The organism is Idiomarina sp. PL1-037, from assembly GCF_034422975.1.
In the GTDB taxonomy this organism is placed as follows: domain Bacteria; phylum Pseudomonadota; class Gammaproteobacteria; order Enterobacterales; family Alteromonadaceae; genus Idiomarina.
On record NZ_CP139873.1, the window covers coordinates 737,440 to 755,059 of the forward strand.

Sequence of the window (17,620 nt, forward strand, 5' to 3'; positions counted from 1 at the left end):
GTTCACGCCAGAAATGATATCCTACAGCACCACCGTATTTTTATGTGGTGGGTTGGCTGCTAAGATTGCGCGCAGGGCTTTTTCGTTGCTAGGTTTCAGGTGGGTTATCCAAAGCTCGGTGGGTTGTTGCTCTAAGCTTTTCAGGGCGCTTTCAAGTAAGCTAGGGGTCATGTGCTTGGTTTTTTCCGCAACCGGCAGTAACTCGTCGGGAAAGGCGCATTCCAGCATTAAGGTGTCGATATGGGCTAGGCGGTTAAGCTGTTCGGTCAGTTGCTTACCGGCAATGGTATCGGCGGCAAAAACAAAGTGTTTACCCTGACTTTTTACGCTGTAACCCACTGTCGGTACGCTGTGCTCTACAGCAAAAGCTTTAATTTCCATACCCTCAAGCTCTATACACTCACCCGGGTGGATTTCTTTAAATTTTAGTATCGGCTCAGGGCCTTCGGTCATGCTGCTGAGCTCAGGCCAAATATCGCCGTTAAAAATATTATTTTGCAGCTTTTCCAGAGTGTGAGCCTGTGCGTAAACCGTAACGGGTAAGTGCTCACTTCCGTATTGGTTGCTTAAAAATGTGGGCAAAGCGGCAATGTGATCCATATGCGAGTGGGTCAGCAATACATGCCGAACCTGGTGCATTTGCGCGAGACTGAGTTGATTCAGACCGGTGCCGGCGTCAATCAGAATGTTATGATTGAGCTGGATGCAGGTAGAGCCGCCTTTATTGTCGCCACTGAGTCCGCCGCTGCAGCCAAGAACTTGAATATTCACAATCTGTTCCCATCTTGGTTTACACTGTAGTGAAAGATTATCACATTAATACAGCCGAGGAGGCTACATGGAAAACACACCGACGAAAAGCTCTCCTGTTATGCCGCAGTTAATTATTCTGACCTTATTTTGGGTTGGTCTGCAATTGGTTGCCACCTGGGTAAAAGGCGACTTTTCTCATGTAAGCCAGTATATAAGCGAAATTAACGCGACCGGCAGCACTGCCGCTGGCGCTTTTGGCTGGGTCGGTTTTATTCCGCTGGCTATGGTTTCTTTCGGTGTGCTACTAACTGCTCGTCCGCATTTACGCGTTAAAGGCATTAGCCATATTGGCTGGAGCCTTCTATTTTTCTACCCTGTGGCTTACCTCGGTGCGGCACTGGCACCTTGTGATTTAGGCTGCCCGACAGATGGTTCCAGTTCTCAGGCATTACACAATATTATTAGCATGGTCAGTTACTTCGGTTTTGCGTTAGGTACGCTTTTACTGACCTTTACCCCGAAAACTACCTGGCCGGTGCGCTGTGCTTTTGTTCTTCTGTCAGTGATTATTGCCTTAGGTTTTGTGCTAATGATTAACCCCGAATTGACTGAAGTACGCGGCGCGATACAACGTTATATTGGCGTGGCACAACTGGTGGTGTTCTGGCTGCTGTTGTGGCTTAAACCGGCAGAAGCCGACGGAGGCAGTAATGAGTAAATCTGTTCGTTTAAGTGTGGAAGGCATGAGCTGTGGCTCGTGCGCCAGTCGTGTCGACAAGGCATTAAATGGCTTAGACGGCGTTGAAGATGCTTCGGTAAACCTGGCGTCGGACAGTGCTGAAGTAACTTACTCTGACAAGCTGTCGGTGGATGAATTAGTTCAGGCGGTGAAAAGTGCGGGCTACGAGGCGCATGAGGTTGTTGATCGCGATAAGCAAATGCGTGAGCAGCGTGAGCAACAGGCAAAGGAAATGCGTACGTTAAAAGGCCAGTTATGGCTTTCGACTTTGCTGACGTTGCCGGTGTTCCTGCTGGCCATGGGCAACCATATGGTGCCGGTGTTTTCCGAGTGGGTACATAACTCACTCGGCTTGCAAACCAGCTGGTGGATACAGTTAGTGCTTACTACCCTGGTATTAGCGGTTCCCGGCGCACGCTTTTATAAATTGGGTGTTCCCGCGCTATTCCGGGGCGCACCGGATATGAACTCTTTGGTGGCACTGGGCGCCACGGCGGCCTGGGGCTATTCGGTGGTGGCAACTTTGGTGCCTTCGTGGTTGCCGAGTGAGTCCGTGAACGTTTACTTCGAAGCCTCGGCGGTTATTGTCACCTTGATCCTGGCCGGGCGCTTTATGGAAGCACGGGCTAAAAGCCACACCTCCGATGCTATTCAGCGTTTAATGAGTCTGCAAAGCAAAACAGCGCGAGTGGTGCGTGACGGCGAAGTGACCGAAGTCGATATTGCCGAGCTGGGCAAGTGCGATGAAATTGAGGTACGTCCGGGTGAACGCATTGCTCTGGATGGTGAAGTATCTTCCGGTGACAGTTATGTCAACGAGGCTATGATAACCGGTGAAGCCGAACCGGTGCACAAGCAAAAAGAAGACAAAGTCGTTGGTGGAACGCTGAACGAAAAAGGCACTTTGCGTTTTAAAGTAACGGCTACCGGTGAAGGAACCGTGCTGGCGCAGATCATCCGTATGGTCGAGCAGGCGCAGGGTAGTAAATTGCCGATTCAGGACACAGTGAACCGCATTACCCTGTGGTTTGTTCCTGCAGTTATGCTGGTGGCCTTGCTGACTTTTGTGGTGTGGTATTTTGCTGCCAGTGAGTCAGCACTCACTTTTGCACTGGTTAATGCTGTCGCCGTCCTGATTATTGCCTGCCCTTGTGCCATGGGTCTGGCGACACCCACGTCTATTATGGTGGGCACAGGCCGCGGTGCGGAGATGGGTGTGTTGTTCCGTCAGGGTAGTGCCCTGCAGGCGTTGCAACAATCCAAAGGCGTTATCTTTGATAAAACAGGTACGCTGACCGAAGGCAAGCCGACTATTACAGAGTGGATTACCCTAAGCGAGTTTAACGAAAAAGAGGTGCTGACATTAGCGGCTTCGGTTGAAGCTAAATCCGAGCATCCTACGGCAGAAGCTTTGGTGAATTATGCCAAAGACCAGGACATTAAAGTCAGCGAGCCGGATACCTTTGAGGCTATTTCAGGTTTGGGGGTCACGGGAAAAGTAGATGGTAAAACGCTTTACATTGGCACCAGCGACCTGATGCAGGACAACGACATTGCGCTGGATGCTGAGCCTGCAGATGCTAAAGCATGGTCAGAGAGTGGACGCACCCCGATTTATGTCGCAATAGACGGTAAGCTGGCGGCCGTATTTACTCAGGACGATCCGATTAAATCGAGTGCCAAAGAATTGATTAAGCGCCTACACGCCGACGGCCTGAAAACCGCCATGGTAACCGGTGACGCTGAGTCTACCGCAAAACGCATTGCCAAGGAGTTGGGTATTGACGAAGTGGTTGCCAATGTAAAACCCGATGGCAAAGTGGATGCGGTTAAGCGCCTGAAAAAAGAATGGGGTCAGGTTATATTTGTGGGGGACGGTATTAACGACGCTCCTGCACTGGCCTCCGCGGACGTGGGTTTTGCTATTGGGACCGGTACAGACGTCGCTATTGAATCTGCCGATGTGGTGCTAATGTCTGATAATCTGACCGTGGTACAACAGGCCTTTGCTTTGTCTGAAGCCACCATGCGCAACATTCGTCAGAATTTATTCTGGGCTTTTGCTTATAATACCGCACTGATCCCTGTCGCCGCGGGCGTACTGTATCCGTTTTTCGGTATTTTACTGTCACCTATGCTGGCAGCGGGTGCCATGGCGTTATCCAGTGTGTTCGTGATAACTAACGCGCTGCGGCTTAAAACCGTGAATTTAGAGAAGTAAATTGAAAGGAATGGACGGCCATGAAAGTCGGGGTTTTTGATAGCGGTGTCGGTGGTTTAACCGTGGCTCGATCGTTGCAACAAAGCGGTTGTTTCAGTGAACTGCTGTATTATGGAGACACCGCCCGCGTGCCTTACGGTAGCAAGGACAGCAATACGGTGACGCGCTATGCGCTGGAAGCGGTTGAGTTTTTTAATGGCGCCGATGTGGATTGTCTGGTGGTGGCCTGTAACACCGTGAGTGTGACCGCTCTGGAGCAAATGCAGAAGTTCTCCAATAAGCCAGTGTACGGGGTACTGGAGCCCGGTGTAATGGTTTTGGAGCAACTGCAGGGTATTGATACCAGTGCCAGAGTGTTGGTTATTGCTACGCGATCGACTATAAACTCCGGTGCTTACCAGCAACAGATACAGGCTTTAGGTTACAACCAGGTGGAGGCCCTGCCCACGCCGTTGTTTGTGCCTATTGTTGAAGAAGAGCTCTACGATGGTCCGATACTGCAGGAAACGTTCAAGCATTATTTTGGCAAGCTTGAACAGCCCGATGTGGTGCTACTGGGCTGTACTCATTTTCCGTTGATAGCCAAGAGCATTTCAGCTTATTTCAATGGCGCCAAAACCATCCACTCCGGCGAAGCCATGCTGGCCTGGCTGAAGCAACATCTGGACCTAAGCGCCCAGTTTGACACCACTCCACTGCACATTATAGCCACTGAAAACGTCGACGCCGTAAAACGCACCGCCACCCGCTGGGGCCTGAAGCTGTAGCCTGACCGAACGAGTGCTGAGGTTATAAAGGCTCTTTCGGAGGACGCCCGCGAGTACATCCCTGTAGGGCTTGAGCAGCGCCATCCATGGCGCTGCACACCTCCGTAAGAGCCTTTGTAACCGTCGGCGCACTGATCCGGCGAGCTTTATCAGTTCCATGGCCTTCGTCAAGCGTTCATGGATGAAGTTGCAGCGTCTCCTGAAGCCCGGGTTCTGTTATCTCAGCCGAATTACCTACCAGCTCTGCTTCCCCTGCTCTGAGCCAGCTGGAATAGCAACTAGCGTGATGTTGATGTTATGATATTCGTATTACTTTTGCTTTCAGGAGTTTGTACTTATGCCGCAGACGCAGCGTCCGCTTTATATTCCGTATTCTGGTCCTAACTTGTTGGAAACCCCGTTACTGAACAAGGGCAGTGCCTTTAGTCGGGAAGAGCGTGCCGCGTTTAACCTGACGGGCTTGTTGCCACCTCGTTATGAGAGTATTGAGGAGCAGGCCGAGCGGGCTTACATGCAGTACAGAAGCTTTGAAACGCCCATTAACAAGCACATTTATCTGCGCGCTATTCAGGACAACAACGAAACCCTGTTCTATCGTTTATTGACGGATCATCTGGAAGAGATGATGCCGATTATCTACACCCCGACGGTGGGTGATGCCTGTGAGAAGTTCTCAGATATTTACCGCAGCTCACGCGGTTTATTTATTTCCTATTCTGAACGCGATCAGATTGACGATATTCTGCGCAATGCCACTAAACAAAAAGTGAAAGTGATTGTGGTGACCGACGGTGAGCGCATTCTGGGCTTAGGCGACCAGGGTATAGGCGGCATGGGTATTCCTATTGGAAAGCTCTCGCTGTACACCGCTTGCGGCGGAATTAGCCCTGCGTATACGCTGCCGGTGATGCTGGATGTTGGTACCAATAATGAAAAATTGCTGGAAGACCCTATGTATATGGGCGCTCGGCATAAGCGTATTGAGCAGGACGAATACGACGAATTCCTCGACAAGTTCATAAAAGCGGTGACCAGACGCTGGCCGGGTGTGATGCTGCAGTTTGAGGATTTTGCTCAGCCTAACGCCATGCCTTTATTGCGTCGTTATCGCGACGAAATCTGCTGTTTTAATGACGACATTCAGGGCACCGCGTCTGTGACGGTGGGCACCTTGCTGGCAGCCTGCCGTCAAAAAGGTAAAAAGCTTAGTGAGCAGAAGGTGGTGTTTGTTGGTGCTGGATCTGCGGGCTGCGGTATTGCAGAGCAGATTATGATTCAGATGACCGCCGAGGGCTTAAGCGAGGAACAAGCGAAGAAACAGATCTTCATGGTCGACCGTTTTGGTTTGGTTATGGATACCATGGATGGTTTGCGTGACTTCCAACAGGCGCTGGCGCAGAAGACCAGCGATTTAAACGCGTGGGAATACAGTGGTGATTATCCGTCGCTGCTGGACGTTATGCATTGTGCCGAGCCTGACATTTTAATTGGTGTGTCAGGCCAGGCCGGGCTCTTCACCGAACAAGTTATTTCAACCATGGCAAAAAATGTCGAGCGTCCCATTATTTTTCCACTGAGTAACCCCTCCAGACACGTGGAAGCGCACCCTACAGATGTCCTGAAGTGGAGCGAAGGCCGGGCTATTGTGGCAACCGGAAGCCCGTTCGGAGAGGTGGAATATGATGGCCGTATTTACCCGATAGCGCAGTGCAATAACAGTTATATTTTCCCAGGCATTGGTCTTGGGGTGTTAGCGGTTAAATCTGAGCGGGTGAGTGATGAAATGCTGCGAGTGGCAAGTAAAACACTGGCGAATGCATCGCCCAGCGCTAATGGTAAAGGTGAAGCCTTATTGCCAGCTTTTAATGATTTAACTCAGCTAAGCAAAGACATTGCTTTTGCTGTGGGTAAAGTGGCTCAACAAGAGGGTTTAGCACTGGAAATTGATGAAGACACGCTTCGTGAGCGCATCGACAACAATTTCTGGAAACCGGAATACCGCTTCTACAAGCGCGTAAGTATTTAAGAATGCGCTAAGTCGATGGCCCGCTGTAAATCGTTTAGCAGGTCATCGGCGTTTTCAATGCCTACCGATAAACGCAATAAATCCAGCGGCACCGGCGTGTCCGGGCCTTCAATGCTGGCGCGATGCTCAATCAGACTTTCCACGCCACCTAATGACGTAGCGCGGTGCCAGAGCTGAGTTTTAGCTGCAACCGCAATTGCCGCTTTTTCGCCACCGGCTAAACGAATAGACAGCATACCGCCAAAACCGCTCTGCATTTGCTTAACGGCTATTTCATGACCGGCAAAGCTTGGCAAGCCGGGATACAAAACTTCAATAACCTGCGGGTGCTGCTCCAGCTGCTCTGCTATATATAATGCACTTTGACAACTTTCCCGGACCCGTAAAAACAGCGTTCGCATGCCACGCAAGAGTTGCGCCGCGTCCTGAGGCCCCGGAACGGCTCCGGACTGGGCACGAATAGCCACTAAGCGTTTCCAGAACTCGTTATCTTCACGAGCAGCCAGTGCGCCGGAAATAACATCGGAGTGGCCGTTTAGGTACTTAGTCGCGGAGTGCATGACAATATCGGCGCCAAGATCCAATGGCTTGGTCAGCAGTGGTGTTGCCACCGTCGAATCAACGGCAAGCAGGGCACCACATTCTTTTGCCAGGTTAGCGACGGCGGCGATATCGGTAACTGTCCAAAGCGGGTTGCCCGGCGTTTCAAGCCAAATAAGCGTAGGCTTTCTTTCCGCAATAGCGTCGCGTATTTTATTTAAATTGGTGGTATCGAGAAACCGAACATCCAGTCCGCTATCGACACCAAAAGTTTGTAGCCATTTGCGCAAAGCCCAGTACATAACCTTGGGAGCTATGACCGAGTCGCCTGGCTTTAAGGCCTGAAAAACAGCGGTAGCAGCGGCCATGCCCGAAGCGAACAGGCGTGCATCTGCCGCATTTTCTAATTCTGCCAACAGCTTTTCTGCAGGGCGATAAGTGGGGTTGTCAGCTCTTGAATACACCCGACCGCTACGATATTGATTGTCGTCATCACGCAGATAAGTCGTTGATGTGTATACTGGAGGGATAATTACTCCATTCTCGTTGTCAGAGTGACTACCACCCTGAGCAAGGAGTGATTGCGGCGAAAAAGGACGTTTCGTCATATAAATTCTCGTTAAAGTAATCTCAATGCGAGATATCACGTATATTAGAAAGGAATCATTTCATACTAACCGAAGAGGTATTGCAATGCGTTACATAATTTCCGCACTACTAGGCTCTATGTTGTTTGTCGCAAACGCCGCGCAGGCTAACGAATGTGAGCTCTCCATAGATAGCAATGACAACATGAGATTTGATACAAAAGAGATGTCCGTACCAGCTAGCTGTGACGAAGTAACAGTAACCCTTCATCACACGGGTAAACTGGATAAAAAAGTGATGGGTCACAACTGGGTACTGAGTGAAGCTGGTGACATGCAGTCTGTAGTACAACAAGGTATGTCAGCAGGTATGGATAATAACTATGTACCAGACTCTGATGCTGTAATTGCTGCAACCGACGTTATTGGTGGTGGTGAGCAAACGTCAGTGACGTTTTCAACAGAAGGTATGAGTGCAGATACTGATTATAAATTCTTCTGCACCTTCCCAGGCCACTCAGCAATTATGCAAGGCAGCTTTGCGATTAAAGAATAACTTTCGCAATATGGCTTAACCGCAAATTGACTAGTAATAACTGCAGCCCCCTTGGCTGCAGTTTTTTTGGAGCTCTATTTGACTGCTATGAAGTTTTTACTCATTACCTTTGTTCTTTTGTTGTCATTGCTTGGTACAGGTAGTCAGGCGCAACAATTTGGATCACGTGAAGCGCTGGTGATTACGCAGCCAGTCACCTTTGAGCGCGAACGCAATAGGGTAGAAGCAGTTGGTACAGCGGAAGCTGTGCGCTCCATTACCATATACCCTGCTGTTGGCGACAGAGTGGTCTCGGTAAATTTTACGCCGGGGGAAAAAGTTGAGAAAGACCAGCTATTGGTCGAGCTGGATGCCCGTCGCCAGAAAGTTGCAGTAGAACAAGCACAAATTAACCTGCGCGATGCAGAACGTACGGTAGAACGTTTACGTTCGAGCCGTGAGCAGGGAGCTGTTCCTCAGTCGGAACTGGATAACGCTATTTTATTAAGAGATTTAGCCCGGGTTGAACTGGAAAACGCCAAAATTGAGTTGGAAGACCGTTTTATCCGTGCGCCTTTTACCGGAATTATCGGTATTACTGACGTTGAAGTTGGTGACCGCATTGATCAACAAACGGCTATCGCCACTTTAGATGACCGTTCGACCTTATTAATTGATTTTCGTATTCCTGAAGCGGCGGTCTCGTTGTTACAGGACGGCGCAGAACTAAAAGTGGAGCCCTGGCGCTATTCTGGTACGCCGGTAACGGCTGAAATTGTTGAGCTGGACTCACGAATTAATGCCACTAGCCGTATGTACAGAGCTCGTGCAGAAATCAGTAACGACAGTGATGATTTTTTACCGGGAACGAGTTTCAGAACGGCCATAGAACTTGCCGGTGAAGAGTTCGCTTCAATACCTGAAGCGGCCTTATCCTGGGGGGTTAATAACCCATTCGTCTGGGTGGTTGAAGACGACAAAGCGCACCGAGTCGACGTGCAAATAGAACAGCGTTTGGCAGGACGTGTCTTGGTTTCAGGCGATATTCAACGTGATGATTTGCTTATAGTTGAAGGTGTTCAAAGCTTACGAGAAGGTCAGCCAGTGACTTTCGACAGAACCACACTTGATGCGCAAGAGGGCATTGAATAATGTCAGATCAACAACCGAATAATCAGCAGGATGCGAACGACTTACCTTCGGTCTCTATTCGTCGTCCGGTATTGATTGTTGTTCTTAATGTTCTTATTGCTATAGCTGGTTTGGCTGCGCTTATGGGCGTAGAAGTACGTGAACTTCCGGATGTGGACAGACCCGTTGTTGGTGTAAGCGCGTCACTTCCGGGGGCCGCACCGGAAACAGTGGATGCCGAGGTCACCAGTATTCTGGAGGGAGCGGCAGCTCGTGTTTCGGGTGTAGAGTCAATCCAGTCTTCGAGTGAAGAAAATAGTGCGCGGATTTCTATTGAATTCCGTCCCGGAGTTGACTTGGATGTGGTGGCCGCGGAGGTTCGCGAAGCGGTCAATCAAGTGCGTCGGGAATTACCCGACGATGTTGAACAAATTAATGTTCGTAAAGCTGACAATGATGCGCGATCAGTTTTGGATATTGCGGTTAGCAGCGAGAGCCTGACTCAGGAAGAATTGACCCGCCGTCTGGAAACCGATTTGTCTCCGGCATTTTTAGCCATAAACGGTGTTGCCGATGTGCGCCTGAACGGCGACCGGGAACGCGTATTGCGGGTTGATCTTGATCCGCTCAAGCTCGTGAGTTTTGGTTTATCTGTAACGGATGTCGCTGATGCATTGCGCCTGGCGCCTTTTGACGTACCGGCTGGTAGTTTGCGCTCAACCGATCAGCGTCTGATTATTCGTGCAGATGCCACAGCCATTACGGAAGAGCAAGTAGAGAACATAATTGTTCGCGATGACACTCGTGTTGGTGATGTCGCACAGGCTTATTTTGCACCGGCTGATGCCGGCAGTTTTGTTCGACTGGATGGTAAACCGGTGGTTGGTTTGGGGGTAATACGCCAGGCGGGGTCTAATACCATTGAAATTTCTGATCAGGCGTTGAAGGTTCTTGAACGCCTGCGAGAGCGTTTCCCTGATATGGAAATGCGTATCACCAATGATGATGCGCAATTTATTCGTACATCAGTAGCTGAAGTAGTGACAACGCTCGCTATTACCATCGCTCTGGTTGTCGTTACTTTATGGGTATTCATTGGTTCATTCCGCGCGACTATTATTCCTGCGTTCTCCATTCCGGTTGCGTTGTTCGGTGCTATAGCCGCTATTTGGCTAATGGGATTTTCCATCAACATTTTGACCTTACTGGCGCTGGTACTGGCTACAGGCTTGATTGTTGATGATGCCATTGTGGTTACTGAGAATATTCAGCGACGCCGCAGCATGGGGCTTGGTAGCCGTGCTGCGGCCGTATTAGCCACCCGCGAAGTGTTTTTTGCGGTAGTGGCAACGACGGCGGTATTGGTTGCGGTTTTCGTCCCTATTGCGTTTTTACCCTCAACGGCGGGGCGTTTATTCCGCGAGTTTGGCGGTGTTCTTGCCGCGGCAGTGGTCATTTCTTCTTTTGTCGCTTTATCCCTGGTGCCGGCATTTACCGCTCGTTTGCCTAAATCAGCCGGGCAGAATAACCGGTTTGCAGGAATCGGCAATGCCTTTAAACGGTTCTATAAACGAACGCTGCGCAAAGCTCTTGACTTTAGCTGGGTTGTGGTGGTGTTATCGTTACTGTCTGCTGGCGGCGGAGCGTTGCTTTATAATGAAATTGACAGCGAACTTATGCCTAGTGAAGACCGCGGGGCGGTTCGGGTGTTCTCGCGCGGACCTGACGGTGTTGGTCTTAAGTTTATGGATCGTCAGGCACGTAAGCTGGAAGAAGTGCTGCTGGAATATAAAGAAAGTGGTGACATCGAGTCCATTTACACTGTTGTTGGCCAGTGGGACCCAAATCTGGTTTTCATTACAGCAAACCTTAAACCCTGGGAAGAGCGAGATATTAGCCAACAGGAAATCATTAATAGCATTCGGGAGCCATTGAGCCAGGTTCCGGGTGCGCCGGGACGCGCTTTTGGTGATAACAGCCTGAATTTAAGAGGTCAGGGCGGTGGCCTGGAAATGGCGATTACCGGCGAAAATTATGACGACATCTTTAGAGCTGCCCGTGAGTTTACTGCCGTAGTCAAAGAGCGGATGCCGGATTTGGGTGACCCGAATGTCTCCTACCAACCCACGCAACCACAATTACGGGTGAAAATTGATCGTCGCCGCGCTGCAGAACTTGGAGTTTCCTTAAATGACATATCTTCTACTCTGCGTGCTGCTATAAATGGTGATGATGTCGCTGACTTAAACGTGGGAGACCAGCAAATTCCGGTTATGTTGCGCACGCGCAATAATTTAATTCAGTCGCCACAAGATATGCAAAACCTTTATGTGTCCTCCAGTAGTGGCGATTTGGTACCCATTTCCAGCGTTTCAGAAATTATTGAAGAGGGTGTGTCTGCAGAGTTGGAACGTCAGGCACAGCGGCGCGCGATAGAAGTTGATGTGCAACTGCCTGAAGGTTTGCCGATGTCGGAAGTTGTAGAGCAGTTGCGTGCTATTGCCGAAGAAGTTTTGCCCAGCAGCATGGGGCTGGTATTTTTAGGCGAAGCCGCAACATTTGAGGATACCTCGCAGGAAATAGCTATGACCTATATTCTGGCGTTCCTGATTGTCTTGTTGGTACTCGCGGCTCAGTTTGAATCATTAAACAGTGCGGTGGTTGTTATGCTGACCGTACCTTTCGGCATTGCCGCAGCTATCTACGCCTTGTTCCTGACGGGCACCTCCATGAACATTTACTCACAGATTGGATTGGTGATGCTGATTGGTCTGCTGGCGAAAAACTCTGTATTGCTGGTTGAGTTTGCCGACCAGCTGCGTGACCGAGGGCTCGCTGTTCGTGAGGCGATAGAAGAAGCTTCACTCATACGTTTACGGCCCATAATGATGACTCTGGTATCAACGGTTCTGGGTGGCCTGCCACTCATTCTGTCTTCTGGTGCGGGGGCCGAAGCGCGTAATTCAATTGGCTGGGTTGTTTTCGGTGGCTTAGGGCTGGCAACTCTGTTTACGCTTTACCTGACGCCTGTGCTTTATTTGTGGTTAGCACGCTTTACTAAACCTCGAGCGGATGAAGCGGCTCGTCTGGAAAGTGAAATGGAAGCAGCGAGAGAAAGCGGCCATTAAGATGGCCGCTCATAGGTTGCTGATTTCTGAATTTAAGAGTCCATGACGTTTAATTTGGTTCGAATATAGTCCGCGTGACCAATGTAGAGCAGGTCTGCCAGTTTGCGCAACATGCTTTCCTCATGAGGGTCAAGTTCGCCATCAGCGTAGGCAACTATCCATAAGCTTTCCAGTAATTCAACACGTTTTTCGTAGGCGAGAGCTTTTAGCTGAGAGGTGAACTCATGTAATGATGACGCTTCTTTTACTGCTGTTACGGCTTTTTTTATAGCGTTTTCCGCTTGCTCACCCTTAATCTCATATTCGTTCTCAAGCTCATGTAAAAGATGCTGACGTTCGTCGTCTGATAACTTACCGTCGGCAAGACTAATTTCAGTCATTAATACCAGTGAAAGGAATGCATCGTTTGTCATGCCATCAGCCTTATCCAGACTGACTTGTTCAGCGGCAGTATTGTTTTGAAAAAAGTTTTGCAGAGCTTTAAGCATACAAGGTCCTATTTAGGTAAATTCGGTAAGAAAAATGAAAATTCAGTGCCTTCGCCAGGTGTTGATTGGACAGAAATCTGACCTTTGAGTTTCCGTGTTACTAAATTATAAACAATAGACAGGCCTAATCCTGAGCCGCCAGTCTGACGAGAGGTGGTAAAAAAAGGCTCAAAAATATCTTTGATGGTTTCGCTGTCTATGCCTTTGCCGTTGTCACGAAAAGAAAAGTGTACGCCGTTCTCTTCCTCGGCGGTAAGAATGTCAATTTTATGATTTTCGTTGGGCTCGGCAAAAGCATGGTCGTTGGTGTTACTGACCAAATTAGTCACGATTTGTGCCAGCGCCCCCTGATAGGTATTGAGGACAATGTCTTCACTGCAATGAATTGTAATGGTGACTTTTTTCTTTTTCACCATGGGGTTCAGGCTTAATACTAATGCGTGTAGGTAATCGTTGAGCTGGCATTTTACCAGCTCAAAACTGGACTGGTCGACAGCCGTTTTCTTAAAGTTCTGAATCAAAGTAGCGGCTCGTTCAAGGTTGCTGCTTAGTAGCTGGTAAGCTTCAAACGTATTATCGATAAAGGTCTGCAGATGTTTTCGAGAAATGGAGCCATCGGTAAAGCTCTGATTCAGTTTTTTCAGCCGGTGCTCACAATGAGTCACGGCGGTCACTGAGACACCCAGCGGGGTATTCACCTCATGAGCAACACCAGCAACTAATTTACCTAATGCTGCCATTTTTTCCGTTTCAATTAACCTTTCCTGGGCCTGTTTAAAATTATCCAGTGCTTTAGTCAACGATTCCGTGCGCTCTTCGACCATACCTTCGAGTTGCTCGTTCTGACGAATAAGCAGTGCTTCAAATCGCTCACGCTCGGAAGCGCTGACTGCCCGGCCATAAATATCCGCAAGTACACCGACAAAGGCGACTTCATTAGATGTCCAGTGGCGCGAGGGTCTGCGGCTTTCACAGCACATAACGCCTATCATTTCACCTTTATGGCGTAAAGGAACATCGAGCATGCCGTGTACACCGGTCTGCTCCAGATAACTTGCGCTGAGCTCTACTGTAGCCGGGTGGCTGCGGGCATCATTGACGATGATGGTTCGCTCAGTCATTAGCACCTGAAAGTATGAAGGGAGTTCAGACTTGCGCAATACGGGCACATCAGTGTTTAACTGTTCTTTATCAATGAGTTTAGCGGCGGTCATGCTTTGTTTGTCTGGCTGCAATAACCAAATACTAACCCGGGTGATATCCAGCCCTTTCAAAGCTGAAGTTAATATAAGCTCAGACGCTCTCTCTAAGTCGCCACCGTCAATATCGGGCGATTTAGAGACGTCCAGGAGGATGTTTTCTAAGGCGTCGTTCATATTCAATCCGGTTGCCTGAATATTTTCTCACTATAACCCACTGACTTTTAATGTCCATTAACCGACCATAACTCCCCATTTAACGTTAGCGACTGGACTTTTGGATCTTAACTCCTTACAAAGGTAAGACATTTTGAATGAGGCACTACCATGAAAAAGACAACACTAACCTTAGCGGTGGCATCGCTTTTAAGTTTTGCACCGGTGAGCATGGCAGAAGAACAAACCCAGGGCTGGGATGTCAGTAGCCCGCAGGGTGAATTTAAAGACATTGATATCTCGGTTAACTCTGGTACCTGGATGAATGTGGATGTCAGCCCGGACGGTGAATACATTGTATTTGATTTACTGGGTGACATTTATCGCATGCCCTTTGGCGGCGGAGACGCTGAAAAGCTTGTGGGCGGTATAGCCTGGCATATGCAGCCCGTTTATTCGCCAAATGGGCGTTATATTGCTTTCACTTCGGATCAGGGCGGTGGTGATAATATCTGGGTGATGGATGCCGATGGTAGCAACGTGCGTGCGGTTACCGAAGAAACTTTCCGTTTATTAAACAGCCCGGCCTGGAGTCCTGATAGTGAATTTCTGGTTGCGCGTAAGCACTATACCGCCAGCCGTTCGTTAGGTGCAGGTGAAGTCTGGATGTACCACCGCAGTGGCGGCTCGGGCGTGCAATTGACGGAACGTCCGAACGACCAGAAAGACTTAGGCGAGCCGGCGTTTTCCCCCGACGGCAAGTACATCTATTTTTCGCAGGATGACACACCGGGCAAAACCTTTCACTACAGTAAAGACTCGCTGGAAGGCATTTACACCATTAAGCGCTTTGAGCGCGAAAGCGGGGAAATTGAAACTCTGATAAGTGGTGCCGGTGGCGCCATTCGTCCGACACCGTCACCCGACGGGCGCTATCTGGCTTACATTAAGCGTGAAGACTTTGACAGCGTGTTGTACGTGCTGGACCTGAAGACCGGCGAACACAAGCGGGTTTACGGGAAGATGGAGCGTGACATGCAGGAAACCTGGGCCATTCACGGTGTTTACCCGACCATGGACTGGACACCGGACTCGAAGCAATTAGTTTTCTGGGCTGGCGGTCACATTCAGAAGCTGAACATTGACGACGGCAACGCGCGCATTATTCCTTTTAGAGTTGAAACCGAAAAGAAAGTACAGCACGCGTTGCGCTTTAAGCAAAACGTTGAAGCTGATGAATTTGACGTAAAAATGCTGCGTATGGCGCAAGTATCGCCGCAGGGTGACGCGGTGATTTACGAAGCTTTGGGTAGTTTGTATCAGCGTTCACTGCCTAATGGTGAGCCACAGCGTTTAACCAACAGTGAAGACTTTGAGCTGTACCCGCAATACTCGCGCGACGGTGAAAGCGTCGTATTTGTTCGCTGGAATGACGAAGAACAGGCTCAGGTTATTGTTCGCGACATTAGCTCTGGTGATGAGCAGGTACTGAATACCGGACAGGGCAACTTTGTTGAGCCCACATTTTCCCCGGACGGTAAGCACGTGGTTTATCGCAAAATACGTGGTGGTTACTTAATTTCCGATAAGTTTGGTCTGGAAAACGGTATTTATCGCGTTGCGGTGTCCGCTAATGCGGAGCCAGAGCAAATTGCCGAAAGCGGGAATTTACCGCAATACGGCGCTCGTAACGACCGGGTTTACTTAATGACACCGGGCGCTAAGCCAACCTTGAGTGCTATCGATTTGCGTACTCTTGAGCAGCGCGAGTTGTATCAGTCGGAGTTGGCTACTGAATTCCGCGTGTCTCCGGACGGCAAGCAACTGGCTTTTGCGGAACGCTTTAAAGTGTTTGTTACGCCTTTAGTTGAGCGCGGCAGCGTTATAAACGTGGGGCCTGGTGATAAACAAATGCCGGTGCATCAACTTTCCGTTCGTGCCGGTGAAAACTTATCCTGGACCGCAAACAGTGATCAGATTTACTGGACATTGGGGCCGGAGCTTTACCATACATCGGTAGCCGAAGCTTTTAATGCTGAAACCGACAGCGACACACTGAAAGTAGAAAATGGCCAGAACATTGGTTTTGAACAGGACGCTATGGTACCGGATACCACCGTTGCTTTTGTTGGTGGCCAGGTCATTACCATGAATGGCGATACCGTTTATGAGCAGGGTACCGTGGTGGTTCGAAATAATAAAATTGTAGCGGTTGGCCCTGAAGCAGAGGTGAGTGTGCCTTCTGGTGCTGAAGTGATTGATACCAGCGGTAAAACCGTCATGCCCGGGTTATTCGATGCGCACGCGCACGGTGGTCAGGGCCAGGCGGAAATTATCCCGCAGCAGAACTGGGGGCAGTACGCGAACCTGGCATTTGGTGTGACCTCCATTCACGATCCGTCTAACGACACGACCGAATTTTTTGCGGCCTCAGAACTGCAGAAAGCGGGAAGAATTGCAGCACCACGACTGTTTTCAACCGGCACCATTTTATACGGCGCCAATGGGCCAGGTTACACCTCGCATGTGGATAGCTTAGAAGACGCTAAGTTTCATTTAGAGCGTTTGAAGAAAGTCGGTGCGTTTTCTGTGAAGAGTTATAACCAGCCACGTCGTAACCAGCGTCAACAAGTGGTTGAAGCAGGGCGCGAACTGGAAATGATGGTGGTGCCGGAAGGTGGTTCTTTGCTGCAGCACAATTTAACCATGATTATGGACGGTCACACCACGGTGGAGCATTCACTGCCGGTAGCCAATATCTATGATGATATTCGTCAGTTATGGCAGCAAAGTGACGTGGCTTATACACCAACTCTGGGCGTGGCTTATGGCGGTATCTGGGGTGAGAATTACTGGTATGCGGAAACCGATGTGTGGAAGCATCCTAAGCTGACTCAGTATGTTCCTATGGACTTTTTAGTGGGTAAGGCAATGCGTCGTGAAAAAGCGCCGCATAACCACTATAACCACTTTAATAATGCGGAAGTGGCGACTGAGCTGCAGGACTTAGGTGTTGAAGTGCTCTCTGGTGCTCACGGTCAGCGCGAAGGTTTAGCGCAACACTGGGAAATCTGGATGATGGCGCAGGGCGGTATGGAGCCGCTGGAAGCATTGCGCACAGCTACACTCGACCCGGCAAAAGTCTTTGGTATGGACCACGCTTTAGGGTCACTGGAAGAAGGTAAACTGGCGGATATTATCGTGATTGATGGCAACCCGCTGGAGAACATCCGTGATACCGATAAAGTGACTCATACCATGGTCAATGGCGTACTCTATGACGCCACCACCATGGATCGCTTGCTGCCGGAGCCAAGCAAACGTAAGGACTTTTTCTGGGAAGAATAAGC

The 17,620-nt window shown here is 49.6% G+C and carries 12 protein-coding genes; 8 read left to right on the plus strand and 4 right to left on the minus strand.

Annotation, left to right across the window (positions count from 1 at the left end):
* Positions 1–21 precede the first annotated feature (21 nt).
* A complete protein-coding gene (locus tag U0358_RS03335) occupies positions 22–771 on the minus strand; it encodes a 3',5'-cyclic-nucleotide phosphodiesterase (protein ID WP_322407058.1) in 750 nt (249 codons plus the stop codon).
* A gap of 67 nt (positions 772–838) precedes the next feature.
* Here U0358_RS03335 and U0358_RS03340 point away from each other — a divergent pair, with 67 nt between their 5' ends.
* From U0358_RS03340 to U0358_RS03355, 4 genes are all read left to right on the plus strand, one after another.
* Positions 839–1,471, plus strand: coding sequence for a DUF998 domain-containing protein (locus tag U0358_RS03340; protein ID WP_322407059.1), 633 nt, complete (start codon positions 839–841; stop codon positions 1,469–1,471).
* On the plus strand, positions 1,464–3,713 hold the full coding sequence (locus U0358_RS03345) for a heavy metal translocating P-type ATPase (protein WP_322407060.1): 2,250 nt from the start codon (positions 1,464–1,466) through the stop codon (positions 3,711–3,713). The genes U0358_RS03340 and U0358_RS03345 overlap by 8 nt, the downstream gene beginning before the upstream one ends.
* A gap of 20 nt (positions 3,714–3,733) precedes the next feature.
* Positions 3,734–4,480, plus strand: a complete 747-nt coding sequence (gene murI / locus U0358_RS03350) for a glutamate racemase (protein WP_322407062.1) — start codon at positions 3,734–3,736, stop codon at positions 4,478–4,480.
* A 337-nt stretch (positions 4,481–4,817) separates the two neighbouring features.
* Positions 4,818–6,506 carry an NAD-dependent malic enzyme gene (locus U0358_RS03355; protein ID WP_322407063.1) on the plus strand — a complete coding sequence of 563 codons (1,689 nt, stop codon included), beginning with the start codon at positions 4,818–4,820 and terminating at the stop codon, positions 6,504–6,506.
* Here the strand turns inward: U0358_RS03355 and U0358_RS03360 are convergent.
* The gene (locus U0358_RS03360) at positions 6,503–7,654 is read right to left on the minus strand and encodes a trans-sulfuration enzyme family protein (protein WP_322407064.1); all 1,152 of its coding nucleotides are present in this window, start codon (positions 7,652–7,654) and stop codon (positions 6,503–6,505) included. The two genes, U0358_RS03355 and U0358_RS03360, sit on opposite strands and share 4 nt — an antisense overlap.
* A gap of 85 nt (positions 7,655–7,739) precedes the next feature.
* Between U0358_RS03360 and azu the strand changes: the two genes are divergently transcribed.
* The 3 genes from azu to U0358_RS03375 all read left to right on the plus strand — a co-directional run bounded on the left by azu (position 7,740) and on the right by U0358_RS03375 (position 12,427).
* Positions 7,740–8,189 carry an azurin gene (azu, locus tag U0358_RS03365; protein ID WP_322407066.1) on the plus strand — a complete coding sequence of 150 codons (450 nt, stop codon included), beginning with the start codon at positions 7,740–7,742 and terminating at the stop codon, positions 8,187–8,189.
* A gap of 87 nt (positions 8,190–8,276) precedes the next feature.
* On the plus strand, positions 8,277–9,320 hold the full coding sequence (locus U0358_RS03370) for an efflux RND transporter periplasmic adaptor subunit (RefSeq protein ID WP_322407067.1): 1,044 nt from the start codon (positions 8,277–8,279) through the stop codon (positions 9,318–9,320).
* The gene (locus U0358_RS03375; protein ID WP_322407068.1) at positions 9,320–12,427 is read left to right on the plus strand and encodes an efflux RND transporter permease subunit; all 3,108 of its coding nucleotides are present in this window, start codon (positions 9,320–9,322) and stop codon (positions 12,425–12,427) included. The genes U0358_RS03370 and U0358_RS03375 overlap by 1 nt, the downstream gene beginning before the upstream one ends.
* A 32-nt stretch (positions 12,428–12,459) precedes the next feature.
* On the opposite strand, the gene U0358_RS03380 is transcribed toward U0358_RS03375, so the two are convergent.
* Positions 12,460–12,915, minus strand: a complete 456-nt coding sequence (locus U0358_RS03380; protein WP_322407069.1) for a tellurite resistance TerB family protein — start codon at positions 12,913–12,915, stop codon at positions 12,460–12,462.
* An 8-nt stretch (positions 12,916–12,923) separates the two neighbouring features.
* Entirely contained in the window at positions 12,924–14,291 is a 1,368-nt protein-coding gene (locus U0358_RS03385) for a GAF domain-containing sensor histidine kinase (RefSeq protein ID WP_322407071.1), read from the minus strand.
* A 150-nt stretch (positions 14,292–14,441) separates the two neighbouring features.
* Here U0358_RS03385 and U0358_RS03390 point away from each other — a divergent pair, with 150 nt between their 5' ends.
* Positions 14,442–17,618, plus strand: a complete 3,177-nt coding sequence (locus U0358_RS03390) for an amidohydrolase family protein (protein WP_322407072.1) — start codon at positions 14,442–14,444, stop codon at positions 17,616–17,618.
* The last annotated feature ends 2 nt before the right edge of the window (positions 17,619–17,620 follow it).

What these genes read in the sequence shown, in the direction of transcription:
- U0358_RS03340 (WP_322407059.1), top strand. Translation starts at nt 839, where the DNA reads ATGGAAAACACACCGACGAAAAGCTCTCCTGTTATGCCGCAGTTAATT.
- U0358_RS03345 (WP_322407060.1), top strand. Translation starts at nt 1,464, where the DNA reads ATGAGTAAATCTGTTCGTTTAAGTGTGGAAGGCATGAGCTGTGGCTCG.
- murI (WP_322407062.1), top strand. Translation starts at nt 3,734, where the DNA reads ATGAAAGTCGGGGTTTTTGATAGCGGTGTCGGTGGTTTAACCGTGGCT.
- U0358_RS03355 (WP_322407063.1), top strand. Translation starts at nt 4,818, where the DNA reads ATGCCGCAGACGCAGCGTCCGCTTTATATTCCGTATTCTGGTCCTAAC.
- U0358_RS03360 (WP_322407064.1), bottom strand. Translation starts at nt 7,654, where the DNA reads ATGACGAAACGTCCTTTTTCGCCGCAATCACTCCTTGCTCAGGGTGGT.
- azu (WP_322407066.1), top strand. Translation starts at nt 7,740, where the DNA reads ATGCGTTACATAATTTCCGCACTACTAGGCTCTATGTTGTTTGTCGCA.
- U0358_RS03370 (WP_322407067.1), top strand. Translation starts at nt 8,277, where the DNA reads ATGAAGTTTTTACTCATTACCTTTGTTCTTTTGTTGTCATTGCTTGGT.
- U0358_RS03375 (WP_322407068.1), top strand. Translation starts at nt 9,320, where the DNA reads ATGTCAGATCAACAACCGAATAATCAGCAGGATGCGAACGACTTACCT.
- U0358_RS03380 (WP_322407069.1), bottom strand. Translation starts at nt 12,915, where the DNA reads ATGCTTAAAGCTCTGCAAAACTTTTTTCAAAACAATACTGCCGCTGAA.
- U0358_RS03385 (WP_322407071.1), bottom strand. Translation starts at nt 14,291, where the DNA reads ATGAACGACGCCTTAGAAAACATCCTCCTGGACGTCTCTAAATCGCCC.
- U0358_RS03390 (WP_322407072.1), top strand. Translation starts at nt 14,442, where the DNA reads ATGAAAAAGACAACACTAACCTTAGCGGTGGCATCGCTTTTAAGTTTT.